The following is a 16,985-nucleotide window of genomic DNA, read 5'->3' as shown; positions in this document are numbered from 1 at the left end:
AGTATGGTATATTAAAATATAGAGAGGGTGTTTAGGTTGAAGGAGATACAGTTAGAAGAACTTAATAAAAAAATACTAGAGGAAAATAAAGATGAGGAAATTGTTTTAGGTAATGGTAGTGTTAATAGCACCATAGTCCTTATAGGAGAGGCACCAGGGGCCAAAGAGGTGGAAGCTAAATTACCTTTTGTGGGTCAAGCAGGTAAACACCTTCAGGAGTTTCTTGAGATATTAGAGTTAGATAGAAGTGAACTTTATATTACTAATACAGTTAAGTTTAGACCTACGAAAGAAAGTCCTAAAACAGGAGGGAAAATAAATAGGCCTCCATCTAAAAAAGAAATAGGAGAATTTAAGGAATATTTATTTGATGAAATAAATATCATTAAACCTAAAGTAATAGTTACCCTTGGAAATGTGCCATTAAAAACAGTAACTGGAGATGAAAGTTCTAAGATTGGAGATCTTCATGGAAAAGAATCTAAGGTTATTATAAATGGTAAGGAATATAATCTATTCCCACTATATCATCCAGCAGCTGTAATATATAGAAGAGAGCTAAAAGAAGTATACTATGGGGATTTAGAGGTACTTAAGAAATTTTTAGTATAAATATGTAATATGTATAAAAAAGAATTGGGGGAACTCCCAACTCTTTTTTTATTATTAGTAACCGCCACCAAATCCACCAAAGCAACCACAGTTACAGAATAATACTACTAGCAATAAGAAGAAGAATAGCAACTCACTACCACTATTAAATAAACCACCATATTCACCACATTGTTTATCACCCATGTAATTACACCTCCTTTATAATTATGTAGTTGTTAAATTTATTCCTTTGTTTATGTCATAATATAAAGTATTCATGTTAGAGGACATCTGTTACTTAATAATAGATTTTTTTTAAAGAAAAAGACTAAGATTTGTAATCCTAGTCTTTTTCTAACACACAGGTTCACAATCGTTAGGCCATAATAAAAAGAGGAAAAGGATTATTAATAGGAATATCCAGATGAATAGATTGTCATCACATCCAAATAAGTTATCAAATCCACATCCGTCTCCAGTTCCTGTAAAGAAGAATAAAATTATAAGTAATAGGAAGAAGAATATGAGTATATTATCATCGAAGCCAAAACAAGATTTATCAGCCATAAAACTCCCCCACCTTTTTAATAAAATTTCCTATATATAATACTAAATTATGAAAATCTATAAAAAAGTGTGTATGGACAGATATATATTAATGTAAATGAACATACTATTTTCTTAAGGAGGGGTTATATGTATAAGGAAGTAACTGCTAAAAAGTTTGATTTTGCTTCTATTAAAGGAATAACTACTAGTCAATTAAAACAACATTATAAGCTTTATGAAGGATATGTGGGGAAAACTAACAAGATGTTCCAAAAATTAGAGGATATAAATAATTACAAAAAACCTAATAGCACCTATTCTTCCATTAGAAGTATAGAACTTGGTCAAAGTTATGCCTTAAATGGAGTAAAATTACATGAATTCTATTTTGATAATATGGGAGATAGCAACATTCCTTATGGAAATATCTTAGATTTAATAAATAAAAAATATGGTGGATTTGATGTATTCATGGAGAAGTTCAAAAGTGTAGGAATGGCTGTTAGAGGATGGGTAATATTAGCCTTAGATTCCATAGATGAGGATATACATATATTTGGATGTGATGCCCATGATGTGGGAAGTATATGGTATAGCTATCCATTACTTGTAATGGATGTATATGAGCATGCTTATATGATTGATTTTGGCATAAATAGAAGAAAATATATAGATGTATTCTTTCAAAATATAGATTGGAAAAAAGTTAATAAAAGATTAGATAAAGCATTGAGATAATTCCTTTTTGGAATTATCTTTTTTCATACATATTTTTCAATAAAAAGAAAAAACTAAAAACTAGGAAATTGAAAGATAAAAGGAGGAAGATTTGTGGCTAAAAAAATGAAAACCATGGATGGGAATGAAGCAGCTGCATATGTATCATATGCCTTTACTGATGTGGCAGCCATATATCCAATAACCCCTTCATCACCTATGGCTGAAAAGGTGGATGAGTGGTCAGCTAAGGGTAAATTAAACTTATTTGGACAAAGGGTTAAAGTATCAGAGATGCAATCAGAAGCAGGAGCTGCAGGAACTATGCATGGTTCATTACAAGGAGGAGCATTAACTAGTACATATACAGCTTCTCAAGGATTATTATTAATGGTTCCTAATATGTATAAAATGGCAGGAGAATTATTACCAGGAGTATTTCATGTAAGTGCTAGAGCACTAGCTACCCATGCACTATCCATATTTGGAGATCATCAAGATGTTATGGCTACAAGACAGACAGGATTTGCACTTCTTTGTTCAAGTAGTGTACAAGAAGTAATTGATTTAGGTGGTATAGCTCATTTATCAGCTATAAAATCTAGAATTCCATTTCTTCATTTCTTTGATGGATTTAGAACATCCCATGAAATTCAAAAGGTAGAACTAATTGAATATGATGATTTTGAAAGATTAGTAGATTTTGAAGCTATAAAAGAATTTAGAAATAGTTCACTTAATCCAGAGAGACCAGTACTTAGAGGAACTGCTCAAAATCCGGACATATACTTCCAAGGAAGGGAAGCTTCTAATAAATTTTATAAAGAAGTTCCTGATATAGTAGCTGATTATATGAAAGAGATCAGTGAAATTACAGGAAGAGAATATAAGCCATTTGATTACTATGGAGCAGAAAATCCAGAAAATATAGTAATAGCTATGGGTTCCGTATGTGAAACTATAGAAGAAACAATAGATTATTTAGTGAGCAAGGGAGAAAAGGTTGGCTTAATTAAAGTGAGGTTATATAGACCTTTCTGTCCAACTCATTTCTTTAATGTATTCCCAGATAGTGTAAAGAAAATTGCCGTATTAGATAGAACTAAAGAACCTGGTTCTTTAGGTGAACCCCTTTATGTGGATATAAAGAGTTTATTTTATAATAAAAAGGATTCTCCTATTATAGTAGGTGGTAGGTATGGCCTTGGTTCTAAGGATACAACACCAGAGCAAATAGTATCCGTATTTGAAAACTTAAAAGAAGAAGCTCCTAAGAATGACTTTACAATGGGTATTTTAGATGATGTAACTCACACATCTTTAGATATAGGAAACACTATTAATACTACACCAGAGGGAACTATAAGATGTAAATTCTGGGGACTTGGTTCTGATGGTACTGTTGGGGCTAACAAGATGGCTATTAAGATAATAGGGGACAAAACAGACCTTTATGCCCAAGCATATTTCTCCTATGATTCTAAAAAATCTGGAGGAACTACCATATCCCATCTAAGATTTGGTAAACAACCGATAAAAGCTACTTACTTAATTAGTAATGCAGATTTTATTGCATGCCATAACAAATCCTATGTAAATCATTATGATCTTTTAAAGGGAATTGTAGAGGGTGGAACCTTTGTACTCAATTGTCCTTGGGATTTAGAAGAGTTAGATGATAAATTGCCAGCTAGTCTAAAGAGAACCATATTTAATAAAAATATTAATTTCTATACTATAGATGCAGTAGAAATAGCTAAAGAAATAGGTCTTGGTGGAAGAATAAATATGATTATGCAGTCTGCTTTCTTTAAGTTGGCCAATGTAATTTCTGTGGAAGAAGCTATGGATTATTTAAAGGAACTAGTAGTACAAACCTATGGTAAAAAGGGTGAGCATATAGTTAAGATGAACCATGATGCCATAGATAGGGGTGTAGATAGTTTAGTTAAGGTAGAAATACCTGATGAGTGGAAAGATGCAGAAGACTTTATTGATGAAGATGATGAAAATAATGATCCATACTTTGTTAAAGAAATTCAAATTCCAATGGCAAAAACAGAAGGAGATTCACTACCTGTAAGCGCCTTTGAAGGAATTGAAGATGGAACATTCCCTATGGGAACTACTGCCTATGAAAAACGCGGTATAGCAGTTATGTTACCAGAGTGGAAGATAGAGAATTGTATTCAATGTAATCAATGCTCTTATGCATGTCCTCATGCAGTAATAAGACCATTTCTATTAGATGAAGAGGAAATGAAGAAAAAACCTGAAGGATTTGAAACTAAGAAAGCTACAGGAAAGGCACTTGACGGTTATGAGTATAAAATTCAAATAAGTCCACTGGATTGTACAGGCTGTGGAGTTTGTGCTGAAGTATGTCCTGCTCCTAACAAGGCTCTGGTTATGGTAGATGCAGAAGAGGAAACAGAGAAAGAAGAAGGAAATTGGGAGTTTGCAGTACACAATGTATCCATGAAGGACCATTTAATGGACAAATATACAGTAAAGGGAAGTCAATTTGTTCAACCACTATTGGAGTTCTCTGGTGCCTGTGCAGGATGTGGAGAAACTGCATATGTAAAATTAATAACTCAATTATATGGAACTAGAATGATGATAGCAAATGCTACAGGTTGTTCTTCAATTTGGGGAGGTAGTGCTCCTTCTGTTCCATACACTACAACTCCATGTGGAAAGGGTCCATCTTGGGCAAATTCATTATTTGAAGATAATGCTGAATTTGGATATGGAATGTATCTTGGAGTAAAGCAAATTAGAGATAAAATAAGAGACTTATTAGAGACCCTAGTAGAAGGTGAGTTTCCTGAAGATGTTAAGGGTGCTATGATGACTTATTTAAATAATATGGAAAATGGAGATCAATCCATAAAAGCCAGTGAAGAACTAGTTAAAGAACTAGAAAATTATTCAGATGATCCACTAGTTATGGAAATATTAGAAAATAAAGATTTCTTAGTTAAGAAATCCGTATGGATAATTGGTGGAGACGGTTGGGGTTATGATATTGGTTATGGAGGACTTGATCATGTGCTAGCCTCTGGTGACGATGTGAATATATTAGTATTAGATACGGAAGTATATTCAAATACAGGTGGTCAGGCATCTAAAGCTACTCCAACGGCTAGTGTTGCTAAATTTGCAGCTAGTGGTAAGAAGATTAGAAAGAAAGACTTAGGCATGATGGCCATGAGTTATGGATATGTATATGTAACTCAAATTGGATTAGGTGCAAATATGAATCAGGCCCTTAAGGCAATAAAAGAAGCTGAAAGCTATAAGGGACCATCCTTAATAATTGCCTATGCTCCTTGTATAGCCCATGGAATTAAGACAGGTATGGGTACTACTGTAAGAAGAGAAAAGGAAGCTGTAGAGGCTGGATATTGGCATCTATATAGATATAATCCAATACTTAAGGAAGAAGGTAAAAATCCATTTATATTAGATTCTAAGGAACCTAACAAGAGTTTTACAGACTTTATTAATGGTGAAATTAGATACACTCAACTACAAAATACTTTCCCTGAAATAGCTGAAAAGTTGTTTGTAGAAGCTGACAAACATGCTAAAGATAGATATGAAAACTATAAACGCATGGCAGAAATGGAGTATTAAATATAAAAGGACTCATATAAATATGAGTCCTTTTCATATAGTATAGAAACAAAGAAATGATTAGGTTAGCATTAATTAAAACTTATTATTTTTCGTTTTGTTCTATCCATTCTCTTGCATTATCTACTTCTAATGTGGCAGGAATGGGAACTCTTGCTTCACCTTTTAATTGCTCAACATTTGCCCATGCGGCAGTTTGGTGATTTTCAACGGGCTTTTTTATTTTTTTTCTCATATAATACCTCCTTATATTATTAGTATCTTCTCTAATAAGAAAAAAAGTTATAAAAATTAATGGAAATAAAGGGGATATATAGAGTAAGAATAATTTATAATTAAGGACAGTTAATTAAATTTAATGTAAAAATAAAGTCATAAAACTTTGGAAGGTGCTTATGTGTTGTGAGTGTATGACTTGTAGCATATTTATAGCTATAGTATTATTACAAATACTATGGAATATTATATGTTATGTTCAAAGAAAAAAAATAAAAATATATACGGAAGAAGTTGAACTCATACACAAAGAAATATACAATTTCTTTTTTATAAAAAAGCCATCAATATTTGGTAATTTTTTAACAAGAAGATATACTATGATATTTAAAACTAATGGGAATGAATTTATTGAAGTAGTCACTAATTATAAGGAATATGAATTAATAGAAGAAGGTCAAAAAGGAATATTAGTATATAGAGGTAATGAAATGATAACCTTTAAAAGAGAATAATTAAAAAACGAAAAATACAACATTACTATATAATGTTGTATTTTTTTAGGAAAAATGTCCCAAAAAATGAAGGATACATTGAAAAAAATGTAAAAATTATATAAAATTATGTAGAAAATTGTTAATAATCAATAAATTTAAAGTGGGAGGATGTTAGGTGGAATTCAGGTTTAGGGATTGGAAAATAAGGAGAAAAATACTTTCAGGTTTCTTAATATTAATGGTATTTATTATTGTTTTAGGTGGTATATCATTTACATCTATAAGAAAGATTGTAGATAATAAAATTCCTTTAATAAAGAATAATGAAAAACTTGTAAAACTCATGTTGGAAATGAGGAAAAATGAAAAGGACTTTCTCTTGCGGGAGGAAACTAATTTAGAATTTTTCAAAACGGGAAAAAGTGAATACATAGATAAGTTTGAGTCAAATTTTAGTGAATTTCAAAAGACTATAGAATTAATAGGAAAAAATGACACAATAATTAATAACCCAGAGAATATTAAAAATTTAGATGAGATCAACTCTGTAGTTGAAGAATATCATCATGACTTTATGAAGGTAGTTGAAAGAATAAAGACAAGAGGTTTTAAGGATTATGGTTTGATTGGACAATTAAGAGATAGTGTTCATAATGTTGAAAGTATATTGGAAAGTATGCCGAATAGTGATAAATTACAGATTTCCATGTTGAGAGCAAGGAAAGCTGAAAAGGATTATTTCTTAAGAAAAGATATAAAATATTTAAATGATTTCAAAGGAATAGTTTCACAATTTAACAATATAGTAGATGAATCAAACTATGACAATAATGATAAATCAAAGCTAAAATCATTCATGGGTATTTATGAAGAAAAATTTGAGGAAACAATTGCTATAGACAAGGAAATAGGTCTTAAACCTACAGAGGGTCTAATTGGTAATTATAGAAGTAAAATTCATAAACTGGAACCTTTAATAGAAAAATCATATAAAAATATTTCTACATCAATACATGAAGATGCAGATAGATTAAAAACTCAGATTATAATAATTATTACAGTTATTATTTTAATATCAATTTGTATTGCAGTATATATTTCTAACTTGATAACTAAACCAATAGAAAAAATGGTAAAAGTGGCTGAAACAATAGCTTCAGGGAACTTAAAGGAAGAAGTACTAGTAAATTCTAAAGATGAAATAGGAAATTTAGGAATGGCCTTTAAGAAGATGCAAGAGAATTTAAGAGATTTAATAAAGAATGTATATAGTACGGCCAATAATGTGTCAGCTTCTAGTCAAGAATTAGCAGCAGCTTCTGAGGAATGTGGAAAAGCAACAAGTGAAACAGCTATCACAATTGAAGCAATCAGTGAAGGAACAAAAGAACAAAGAAATCATATTGAAGAAACTAATACAGTAATTTTAAGGTTTATGGATGAATTAAGAAAATCCAATAAAAATGCAAAGGATGTAGTTTCTGTTTCTGATAAGGTATTAAAGCTTGCTAATGAAGGAAAAGATGTAGTTAATAATTCAATCCAGCAAATGGAAAAGATTAGATCTTCATCTAAAAATACAGAAAAGGTTATTATAGGACTAAGTGAAAGATCTATTCAAATTGGAAAAATAATTGAAGTAATATCAAGTATATCAGCACAGACAAATCTATTATCCTTAAATGCTGCAATTGAATCGGCAAGAGCAGGAGAGCATGGTAGAGGTTTTGCTGTTGTAGCTGAAGAGATAAGGAAATTAGCAGAGGATTCACAGAAATCTTCTAATGAAATTTCTGAATTAATAATTGAAATACAAGATGAAATTAAGAAATCTATAATTTCTATGGAAGAGGAAAATAAAGAAGTAAATACAGGAAAAGAAGTAATTACAAAAACGGGATATACTTTTAATGAAATTATTAATTCCATTAAACATGTGGCACTAGAAATTGAAGAAGTTGCAAATTCAATAAATGAAATGGACGGGTCTGGAAAAGAAATAAGAAATTCCATTGGAAATATAACGAGTATTATACAGGAAGCTGCTACTGGAACAGAACAAGTATCTTCATTAGCAGAGGAACAAACAGCTGCATCAGAAGAAGTTGCTGCTTCTGCTAATGATTTAGCTAATATGTCAATACAACTATTAGCTACTGTAGACAAATTTCATATTTAAAAACTTTTTATTAAAGGGTTAATCGTTTTACTAAACTTTTAACCCTTTAATATGGTATATTCATGCTTTTTTATGATATTATTTAATTATTCCTTTATGCTAGTACAAGTTACAATACTTATTTGTACTCTATTGCTCATTACTTGCCGGTAAAGATAGAGAGAGGGTTTAGTATTTTGTACTAGTATTTTTTTATCCATCATATTATCTAAATTTTTATTTATCATTTATATTTCCTCACTACATTTTGAAATTAACTATTTTATCTACTAATTCCATACCGATTCTTTCTTGTGCTTCAGCAGTAGATGCTCCTATGTGAGGTGTTATACATACTTTGTTATGGTTAATAAGGTCCTCATTTCTAGTAGGTTCTTCTTCAAATACATCTATACCAGCTCCGGCTACTTTTCCTTCATTCAATGCTCTCAAAAGGGCTTCTTCAGAAACTACACCACCTCTAGCCACATTTATTATGAATACTCCATCTTTCATTTGCTTAAATTCATTATGAGAAATTACATAACCTTCGTCTTTTATAAAGGGAACATGTAGAGTTATGAAATCTGATTGTCTTAGTAATTCATTAAATTGAACAAATTTAAAGTCAGGGCAATCATCCCTTTTACCAAGTTTATCTGTGTAAATCACATTCATACCAAGGGCTTGAGCAATTGTGGCCGTTTGTCTACCAATATTACCAAAACCTATGATTCCTAAGGTTTTACCAAAGACTTCGAATCCTTTATAATCCTTTTTATTCCATTTACCCTCTCTCATAGTCACGTTAGAAATGTGTACATGTCTTGCTAGAGACATTATATGACCTATAGTCAATTCAGCTACAGATCTGCTACTTGCTAGGGGGGTGTTATGAACTTCTATGCCATTTTCCTTAGCATAGTTTAAATCTATATTATCAAGGCCAACACCAGCTCTTAATATTAACTTTAAATTCCTAGTCTTTAATGCTTCGTCTATTAAATTCTTAGTAACCTTTGTTTTAGACCTTACTATTAAAACATCCACTTCTTTAATTTTTTCTTTTAATTCTTCTTTATTAAAATGCTTATCAATAACATTAAATCCCTTTTCCTTTAATGTGGTTATAGTGTCCTTATGGGCGCCATCGTTTATTAATATATTCATAAAAATACCTCCTTATAAAAATTCTTCAATAACATTTAATAATTCTTTAACTTCATCTAGGGTAGTATCAGCCATATGGGCTATTCTAAAGGTCTTTTCTTTTAAATCTCCATAACCATTTGAGATTAGGAAACCTCTAGTTTCTAATTTTTTATTTAAATCCTTTATACTAATTTCCTTAGTGTTCTTAATAGTAGTAAGTGTATTAGATAAATGATTTTCATCTGCAAATAGGTCAAAATTCTCTTTAGCCCAATCTCTAACGTAGTTTGCCATTTCTAAATGTCTATTAAATCTATTTTCTAATCCTTCATCCAATATTTTACCTAGTTGATAATCTAGGGCAAACATAAGAGATAGATTAGGGGTTGATGGGTATTGATAGTGTTTTTTCTTTAAGTATTCATAGATACTAAGTAAATCTAAATACATACCCCTAGGTCCAATTCCTTTGGCACGATTTATTCCTTTATCAGAGATAGAACAAATAGCAAGACCTGGTGGTAGACCTAAACACTTTTGAGTTGATGTGATACATACATCAATGCCTAATTCATCTACAGGGATTTTAACTCCACCTAATGAACTGACTGCGTCTACACAAAAGATAACGTCGGGATATTTTTTTACAATTTCACTAATCTCATATATGGGATTCATAACTCCTGTAGATGTTTCATTATGAGTTATAGTAACTAAATCATATTCACCTGTTTTTAAAGCATCCTCCACCATCTTTGGAGTAGTAGCTTCACCCATAGGTACAGAAAACTTATCTGCTTCTATATTGTTAACCTTTGCCATCTTAAACCATCTATCGCCAAAGGCACCAATGGAAAATACAGCAGCTTTTTTCTTAGTTAGACTTCTAATAGTTCCTTCCATAAGACCACTTCCTGATGTGGTAGATAATAATATTTCATTTTTTGTATACATTAACTTTTGAAGCTTTCTAGTTATACTTTCCTGTAACTGAGAAGCATCTTGTGTCCTATGTCCTATTAAGGCTGTGGCCATTTGATTTAAAACATCTTCCTTCACCGTCACAGGTCCTGGAATAAATAATTTCATAATTTCGAACCTCCTATTCAGAATATTGTGAAAAATAAACGTAAAATTTCAGTCAAGACTTCCTGTGAATTAATAAAAGCAATAAAAAAAACCTTCACTCCCTCATATATAGGGACGAAAGTTTCCGCGTTGCCACCCTGATTAATCAATTAAAATAATTGATCCTCTCAATTGCCATGTAACGGTGGCTACCGATAAAACCTACTATTAATTTCAGTTTTATAACTCTGGGATGGATTCAGTAAAATGTAACATCGGTTTTCACCAACTACCGACTCTCTGAAGATACAAGGTTACTTACTATTTCCCTTCATAGTCTTTATTAAAAAACACTTGTGTTGGAAATGCGAACTAAATTTATGTTTAATAATTTAACACATATAAAATCATAATGCAATAAGTTTTTTTGATTTTTTTTCTATATTCACTATATTGTGCTTAATATAAATACAATAGTGAAATTAAACATAAAAGTTAAAGAAATTTATTTAAAAACATGAAGAAGAATTTCCTTAAATCTGAATAATTATACATAGGAAGTTGTAAAGAAAATAAAGCTTATTAAATAATATATGCAAGTAATATGAAAAAGATTATTGTTTTTTCAAAAACGAAAAAATCCCTCCTTCTTCACAAAAGAGAGATTTTTTCTGCGTTGTCACCCAAATAAAATAGTTTGTAGATTAAAAAGATTGCACTTTTTAAAAAACAGATGTACTAGGAGTACGGACTAGATTATGTATATTAATTTATCACAGTTTTTTAAATTATGCAATGTTTTTTTTGACTTTTTCAATTTATCTAAAAATTTAAAAAAATATTAAAAAACCTATTGACATACTAAAAAAAATTGATAAAATATAAAACAATATATTTAAATGTTACATGAAAGGCTATGACGGAGAGCGTATTTTTTAAAAGGAGTTTCAGAGAGTCGGTGGTGCTGTGAACCGATACCCTAAAAAGATACTACTCACTCCTAAGCTGGATCTCTGAACTAAAGTAGGAGATAAACGAATAACCCCCGTTAAAGGGTTTGATAAATTATTCTACTAAGGGGCCCTTATGGGCAATTTAAGGTGGTACCGCGGGTTAACTCGTCCTTATTTTTTATTAAGGACGGGTTTTTTTACTTTCTAGGAAATTATAAATTTTTAAAAACTCTAGATAAGTAAAAAAATTAAGGGGGTGTGGGGGAAGAATTCCCCTGTCTCTTTAAAGGAGGGTGTTCAGCTTGTGAGAGCAGACGCCTGCGGGAACCATAGGGTTCCATAACGAATCATACGAAGTATGACTTTTTCATTTTTTAATTTAAATAAAAATTGTTTGTAAGCGCTTATAAACTCTCTTTATATTTTAAAGTCTAGCTAACTTTAAAATAAAATAAATATGTTTGAGGAGAGGATTGTTATGAAAAATATTAAGATATTCGATACCACATTAAGAGATGGAGAACAATCTCCAGGATGTAGTATGAACATTTATGAAAAAATAGAAATGGCAAAACAACTAGAGCGATTAGGTGTAGATATTATAGAAGCAGGATTTGCAATTGCATCAAAGGGAGATTTTAAATCAGTAAATGCAATAGCTAAAAACGTTAGTACTCCCATAGTAGCAAGTTTAGCAAGGGCTTTACCAAAGGATATTGATTGTGCATGGGAAGCCGTCAAGGATGCTAAACGACCAAGAATTCATACTTTCATAGCCACATCGCCTATTCATATGAAATATAAATTGAAAAAGACACCAGAAGAGGTAATAGAAGATGCCGTGAATATGGTGAAATATGCGAAGAAATATTGCGAAGATATTGAATTTTCTGCCGAAGATGCCACAAGAAGTAATCCACTATTTTTAGCAGAAATATTTGAAAAAGTAATAAAAGCTGGAGCTACTGTAATAAACATTCCTGATACAGTAGGTTACACTACTCCAGACGAATATTATAATTTTTTAACTAGGATAAAAGAGAATACACCAAGTATTCATAAAATAGATATATCTGTACACTGTCACAATGACCTAGGTTTAGCTGTTGCCAACAGTATAGCTGCCATGAGGGCTGGAGCCACTCAGATAGAGTGTACTGTAAATGGTATTGGAGAACGTGCTGGTAATGCAGCCTTAGAAGAAATTGTAATGGCCATAAATACTAGAAAAGACATTTTAAAATATGGAACAGGTATAAATACGAAGGAAATTATGAAAACTAGTAGGCTTTTAACTAATATTACAGGGGTGGAAGTACAGCCTAATAAGGCTATAGTTGGAGAAAATGCCTTTGCCCATGAATCGGGAATCCATCAACATGGAGTATTAGAAGAAAGGAGTACCTATGAGATCATGACTCCTGAATCGGTAGGTCTTAACACTAATAAAATGGTTTTAGGAAAACACTCTGGGCGACATGCTTTTATAGATAGATTAAAGACTTTAGGATATGAATTAAGTGATAATGAGGTAAAAGAAGCCTTTGAAGAATTTAAGAAATTAGCGGATAAGAAAAAGAATGTTTACGATGGAGATATTGAAGCTATTGTATCAAAAAGAGTAACACATATTCCAAACGTTTATGAATTACACAAATTTGTTACTAATAGTGGAAACACTATAACTTCTACTGCTAGTGTAACTTTAAACTTTGAAGATAAAAATATAGGAGATATATCTGATGGAGATGGACCAATAGATGCTGCCTTTAAGGCAATAGAAAAAATAGTAAATACAAAGGCTACATTAGAAGATTATAATCTACATTCTGTTACAGAAGGAAAGGATGCTCAGGGTGAAGCCATAGTAAAGCTTAAAAAGAATGAAAATATATTTACGGGTAGAGGAATAAGTACGGATGTGGTAGAGGCTAGTATTAAAGCATATATAAATGCAGTGAACAAACTAGTTTATGAAGAAAGAAACTAAGGGGGATTTAATTATGGGAATGACTATGACACAAAAAATACTAGCTAATCATGCAGGGGTAGAATCTGTTAAAGCAGGGCAGTTTATAGAAGCAAATTTAGATATAGTACTTGGAAATGACATAACTACACCTGTTGCTATTAAAGAGTTTGAAAAAATGGGTGCAAAGGAAGTTTTTCATAAGGATAAGGTAGTGATAGTGCCAGATCATTTTACTCCTAATAAGGATATAAAAGCAGCTCAGCAATGTAAAATGGTTAGGGAATTTGCTTATGATAAGGAAATAAAAAATTATTTTGAAGTAGGAGAAATGGGAATAGAACATGCTTTGCTACCAGAAAAGGGGTTAGTAGTAGCAGGAGATGTGGTTATAGGAGCAGATTCGCATACCTGCACCTATGGTGCTTTAGGTGCTTTTTCTACAGGGGTAGGAAGTACTGATATGGCAGCTGGAATGGCTAGAGGAAAGTGTTGGTTTAAAGTTCCTAGTGCCATAAAGTTTGAACTTGTGGGAAAACCAACTAAATGGGTTAGTGGTAAGGATATAATTCTTCACATTATAGGTATGATCGGTGTAGATGGAGCTAGATATAAATCTATGGAATTTGTAGGTGAGGGAATAAATGAATTATCCATGGACGATAGGTTTACCATATCAAATATGGCCATTGAGGCAGGGGGAAAGAACGGAATATTTATAGTAGATGAAAAGACTATGAACTATATGAAAGAACATTCAATAAAGGAATTTAAGGTGTATGAATCAGATGAGGATGCTTATTATGATGAGGTTTATAAGATAGATTTAGGGGATATAAGACCTACTGTATCATTCCCACACTCTCCTGATAATACACGTACTATAGATGAAGTTGGAGATGTGAAGATAGATCAAGTAGTAATTGGATCTTGTACTAACGGAAGAATAGAAGATTTAAGGCAAGCGGCTAAAGTATTTAAGGGAAGAAAAGTAGCTAAAGGAATTAGGGCTATAGTATTTCCTGCCACTCAAAATATATATCTTCAAGCTATAAAGGAAGGGTTAATGGAGATATTTATAGAAAGTGGAGCCCTTGTTAGTACACCTACTTGTGGACCTTGTTTAGGTGGTCATATGGGAATACTAGCTGAAGGTGAGAGAGCTGTAGCTACTACTAATAGAAACTTTGTAGGAAGAATGGGACATACGGAATCGGAAGTTTATTTAGCTAGTCCAGCTGTGGCAGCAGCATCAGCCATAATGGGAAAAATATATAATCCGGAAAACATATAGGGGGAAATGATCATGAGTAATAGAGGTAGAGTTTTTAAATATGGAAGTAATATAGATACGGATGTAATTATACCTGCTAGATATTTGAATACTTCTGATCCAATGGAGTTGGCAAAACATTGTATGGAAGATATAGATAAGGATTTTAGCTCCAAGGTTGAAAAAGGAGATTTTATAGTGGCAAATAAAAACTTTGGATGTGGTTCTTCTAGGGAACATGCACCCCTTGCCATAAAATCCTGTGGAGTAACTTGTGTCATAGCCACTAGTTTTGCACGAATATTCTATAGAAATTCATTTAATATAGGATTACCTATACTAGAGTGCGATGAAGCCTTTGAGAAAATAGATGGGGGCGATACTATAGAAGTAGATTTTCAAGAGGGAACTATATTTAATGTTACTAAAGAAGAAACTTATAAAGGGCAAGTGTACCCAGAGTTTATAAAAGAAATTATAGAACAAGGTGGCCTTGTAGAGTATGTAAAGAGTAAGAGATAAATAAAAGGGGAGTAATGGTTATGGAATTTAATATAAGTGTTATATATGGAGATGGTATAGGGCCTGAAATCATAGATTCGGGTATTAGGGTATTAAATAAAATAGAAGAAGTATATGGACATAAATTTAATATAGATAGGGCTCTATTAGGTGGAGAGGCTATAGATGAGTTAGGCAGCCCCATACCTAATGAAACTATAGATAAGTGTATAAAAAGTGATGCGGTATTATTAGGGGCTGTTGGAGGGCCGAAATGGGATCATTTAAAGGGAAGTGAAAGGCCAGAAGCTGGATTATTAGGATTAAGAAAAGCATTAGGGGTCTATGCAAATATAAGGCCAGCCATATTATTTGAAGAATTAAAGGAAGCATCACCACTAAAAAGTAGCCTTATAAAAGATAATATTGATATATGTATAGTAAGAGAATTAACAGGTGGAATTTATTTTGGGGAAAAGGGAAAAGAAGAAAATGAAGCCTATGATGTGGAAAGATATAATAGAGAAGAAATAAGAAGAATTGCAAAAACTGCTTTCGATATGGCAATGAATAGAAATAAGAAGGTAACTAGTATAGATAAAGCCAATGTACTTGAAAGTTCTAAACTTTGGAGGCAAGTGGTAGAGGAAGTGGCTAAGGATTATAAAGAAGTAGAGTTAGAACATATGTATATAGATAATGGAGCTATGCAGTTAGTTAGACAGCCAGCTAATTTTGATGTGATTCTTACTAATAATATATTTGGAGATATATTATCAGATGAGGCCAGTGCCATTGTAGGTTCCATAGGAGTATTGCCATCGGCAAGCCTTGGAGAAGGAGTAGGTCTTTATGAACCTATCCATGGATCAGCTCCTGATATAGCAGGAGAAAACAAAGCAAATCCTATAGGAACCATATTATCCATATGTTTGATGATGAAAAATTCTTTGGGACTATATAAGGAAGGAACTAAAATTGAAGAGGCAGTAAAAGAGGTTCTTAAGAAGGGATATAGAACTGGGGATATTATGTCTGATAATAATAAGTTAGTGGGAACAAGGGAAATGACAGATTTAATAATAGAAGAAATAAAGTAATATATAAAGAAAGAATTAGTTTGAGGGCTAGTTCTTTCTTTTGGTTGGTGAATACAATTCGTTTTAATAAATCTTGAAAAGATAAGTTGACATATGGATTGACTATATTTAAGCCGGCGGTATGTGAACCTACTTCAGTTCAATAAATCAAAACGTTTCAAAGGTAAGTCACTATCAGACTAGGGAGTATGGATCTTATATTCACGATAGAAGATTCACAATTGTTTACAGCATAAGATGTTCTGATGTTNACTTTATTTTTGATTCATTTCACTTCGTAGGTGTGCAGAGTTTATTGAGTTTCAAAAGAATTTGTTTAAAGTAAAAAGTTTTTTGAAAAAAGTTTAAGGTAAAGAAATATGGGTATTATATAGTACAAGCCTAGTATATACTCGTAGACAGAAAATTTGAAAGATAGGAACTTCAAAAAAAGTATTGATTAGGACATGGTTTCATGCTACTATTATTTAGCACCAAGGAACACAAACAAAACAAGATGAACAAAAATAAAGTTTGACAAGAGTTTTTAAATGTGTTAAACTGAGTAAGTCGTCGAGGGACGGCTAAGAACATTGAACTTTGAAAACTAAACAGTA

15 protein-coding genes and 2 other annotated features are annotated in these 16,985 nt (G+C 31.8%); of the genes, 9 read left to right on the top strand and 6 right to left on the bottom strand.

Features of this window, described 5'->3' with window-relative positions; translation table 11 throughout:
* Positions 1-36: 36 nt before the first annotated feature.
* On the top strand, positions 37-612 hold the full coding sequence (locus CCE28_RS15000; protein WP_095134545.1) for a uracil-DNA glycosylase: 576 nt from the start codon (positions 37-39) through the stop codon (positions 610-612).
* Between the two features lie 54 nt (positions 613-666).
* Here the strand turns inward: CCE28_RS15000 and CCE28_RS22785 are convergent, their stop codons facing one another.
* Positions 667-798, bottom strand: a complete 132-nt coding sequence (locus tag CCE28_RS22785; protein WP_278277568.1) for a hypothetical protein — start codon at positions 796-798, stop codon at positions 667-669.
* Positions 799-948: 150 nt separating this feature from the next.
* Positions 949-1,161 (bottom strand): hypothetical protein, encoded by a 213-nt coding sequence (locus CCE28_RS14995; RefSeq protein ID WP_095134544.1) that lies wholly within the window; start codon positions 1,159-1,161, stop codon positions 949-951.
* A 129-nt stretch (positions 1,162-1,290) separates the two neighbouring features.
* Here CCE28_RS14995 and CCE28_RS14990 point away from each other — a divergent pair, with 129 nt between their 5' ends.
* On the top strand, positions 1,291-1,881 hold the full coding sequence (locus CCE28_RS14990; protein WP_095134543.1) for a superoxide dismutase: 591 nt from the start codon (positions 1,291-1,293) through the stop codon (positions 1,879-1,881).
* 93 nt (positions 1,882-1,974) lie between these two features.
* Positions 1,975-5,502 carry a pyruvate:ferredoxin (flavodoxin) oxidoreductase gene (nifJ, locus tag CCE28_RS14985; RefSeq protein WP_095134542.1) on the top strand — a complete coding sequence of 1,176 codons (3,528 nt, stop codon included), beginning with the start codon at positions 1,975-1,977 and terminating at the stop codon, positions 5,500-5,502.
* An 85-nt stretch (positions 5,503-5,587) separates the two neighbouring features.
* Here the strand turns inward: nifJ and CCE28_RS14980 are convergent, their stop codons facing one another.
* Entirely contained in the window at positions 5,588-5,737 is a 150-nt protein-coding gene (locus tag CCE28_RS14980) for a CDIF630_02480 family spore surface protein (protein WP_095134541.1), read from the bottom strand.
* A 175-nt stretch (positions 5,738-5,912) separates the two neighbouring features.
* On the opposite strand from CCE28_RS14980, the gene CCE28_RS14975 reads away from it, so the two are divergent.
* A complete protein-coding gene (locus tag CCE28_RS14975; protein WP_176461853.1) occupies positions 5,913-6,233 on the top strand; it encodes a hypothetical protein in 321 nt (106 codons plus the stop codon).
* A gap of 157 nt (positions 6,234-6,390) precedes the next feature.
* Complete coding sequence (locus tag CCE28_RS14970; RefSeq protein ID WP_095134539.1) at positions 6,391-8,394, top strand: methyl-accepting chemotaxis protein; 2,004 nt, start codon at positions 6,391-6,393, stop codon at positions 8,392-8,394.
* Positions 8,395-8,480: 86 nt separating this feature from the next.
* Here the strand turns inward: CCE28_RS14970 and CCE28_RS21880 are convergent, their stop codons facing one another.
* Genes CCE28_RS21880 through CCE28_RS14960 form a run of 3 tightly spaced genes read right to left on the bottom strand, consistent with a single transcriptional unit; the run spans position 8,481 to position 10,614 of the window.
* The gene (locus CCE28_RS21880; RefSeq protein WP_141228375.1) at positions 8,481-8,621 is read right to left on the bottom strand and encodes a DUF1015 family protein; all 141 of its coding nucleotides are present in this window, start codon (positions 8,619-8,621) and stop codon (positions 8,481-8,483) included.
* Between the two features lie 13 nt (positions 8,622-8,634).
* The gene (locus CCE28_RS14965) at positions 8,635-9,543 is read right to left on the bottom strand and encodes a D-2-hydroxyacid dehydrogenase (protein ID WP_095134538.1); all 909 of its coding nucleotides are present in this window, start codon (positions 9,541-9,543) and stop codon (positions 8,635-8,637) included.
* A 12-nt stretch (positions 9,544-9,555) separates the two neighbouring features.
* Positions 9,556-10,614, bottom strand: coding sequence for a pyridoxal-phosphate-dependent aminotransferase family protein (locus tag CCE28_RS14960; RefSeq protein WP_095134537.1), 1,059 nt, complete (start codon positions 10,612-10,614; stop codon positions 9,556-9,558).
* A 107-nt stretch (positions 10,615-10,721) separates the two neighbouring features.
* Positions 10,722-10,937 (bottom strand) — a binding site (T-box leader).
* Positions 10,938-11,500: 563 nt separating this feature from the next.
* Positions 11,501-11,722, top strand: a binding site (T-box leader).
* 281 nt (positions 11,723-12,003) lie between these two features.
* Between CCE28_RS14960 and CCE28_RS14955 the strand changes: the two genes are divergently transcribed.
* Genes CCE28_RS14955 through leuB form a run of 4 tightly spaced genes read left to right on the top strand, consistent with a single transcriptional unit; the run spans position 12,004 to position 16,389 of the window.
* Positions 12,004-13,536: a 2-isopropylmalate synthase gene (locus CCE28_RS14955; RefSeq protein ID WP_278277567.1), complete on the top strand. Its 1,533-nt coding sequence runs from the start codon at positions 12,004-12,006 to the stop codon at positions 13,534-13,536.
* A 13-nt stretch (positions 13,537-13,549) separates the two neighbouring features.
* Positions 13,550-14,809, top strand: a complete 1,260-nt coding sequence (leuC, locus tag CCE28_RS14950; RefSeq protein ID WP_095134535.1) for a 3-isopropylmalate dehydratase large subunit — start codon at positions 13,550-13,552, stop codon at positions 14,807-14,809.
* Between the two features lie 12 nt (positions 14,810-14,821).
* The gene (gene leuD, locus CCE28_RS14945) at positions 14,822-15,310 is read left to right on the top strand and encodes a 3-isopropylmalate dehydratase small subunit (protein WP_095134534.1); all 489 of its coding nucleotides are present in this window, start codon (positions 14,822-14,824) and stop codon (positions 15,308-15,310) included.
* 20 nt (positions 15,311-15,330) lie between these two features.
* Positions 15,331-16,389 carry a 3-isopropylmalate dehydrogenase gene (gene leuB, locus CCE28_RS14940; RefSeq protein ID WP_095134533.1) on the top strand — a complete coding sequence of 353 codons (1,059 nt, stop codon included), beginning with the start codon at positions 15,331-15,333 and terminating at the stop codon, positions 16,387-16,389.
* Positions 16,390-16,985 lie beyond the last annotated feature (596 nt).

This window comes from Anaeromicrobium sediminis, from assembly GCF_002270055.1.
Taxonomy (GTDB): domain Bacteria; phylum Bacillota; class Clostridia; order Peptostreptococcales; family Thermotaleaceae; genus Anaeromicrobium; species Anaeromicrobium sediminis.
Note: the sequence above shows the minus strand (reverse complement) of the source record. Positions and strands in the feature narration are given on the sequence as shown.

Excerpts from the sequence above, each read along its gene's own strand:
- CCE28_RS22785 (WP_278277568.1), bottom strand. The coding sequence starts at position 798 with ATGGGTGATAAACAATGTGGTGAATATGGTGGTTTATTTAATAGTGGT.
- CCE28_RS14995 (WP_095134544.1), bottom strand. The coding sequence starts at position 1,161 with ATGGCTGATAAATCTTGTTTTGGCTTCGATGATAATATACTCATATTC.
- CCE28_RS14990 (WP_095134543.1), top strand. The coding sequence starts at position 1,291 with ATGTATAAGGAAGTAACTGCTAAAAAGTTTGATTTTGCTTCTATTAAA.
- CCE28_RS14980 (WP_095134541.1), bottom strand. The coding sequence starts at position 5,737 with ATGAGAAAAAAAATAAAAAAGCCCGTTGAAAATCACCAAACTGCCGCA.
- CCE28_RS14975 (WP_176461853.1), top strand. The coding sequence starts at position 5,913 with ATGACTTGTAGCATATTTATAGCTATAGTATTATTACAAATACTATGG.
- CCE28_RS21880 (WP_141228375.1), bottom strand. The coding sequence starts at position 8,621 with ATGATAAATAAAAATTTAGATAATATGATGGATAAAAAAATACTAGTA.
- CCE28_RS14965 (WP_095134538.1), bottom strand. The coding sequence starts at position 9,543 with ATGAATATATTAATAAACGATGGCGCCCATAAGGACACTATAACCACA.
- CCE28_RS14960 (WP_095134537.1), bottom strand. The coding sequence starts at position 10,614 with ATGAAATTATTTATTCCAGGACCTGTGACGGTGAAGGAAGATGTTTTA.
- CCE28_RS14955 (WP_278277567.1), top strand. The coding sequence starts at position 12,004 with ATGTTTGAGGAGAGGATTGTTATGAAAAATATTAAGATATTCGATACC.
- leuC (WP_095134535.1), top strand. The coding sequence starts at position 13,550 with ATGGGAATGACTATGACACAAAAAATACTAGCTAATCATGCAGGGGTA.
- leuD (WP_095134534.1), top strand. The coding sequence starts at position 14,822 with ATGAGTAATAGAGGTAGAGTTTTTAAATATGGAAGTAATATAGATACG.
- leuB (WP_095134533.1), top strand. The coding sequence starts at position 15,331 with ATGGAATTTAATATAAGTGTTATATATGGAGATGGTATAGGGCCTGAA.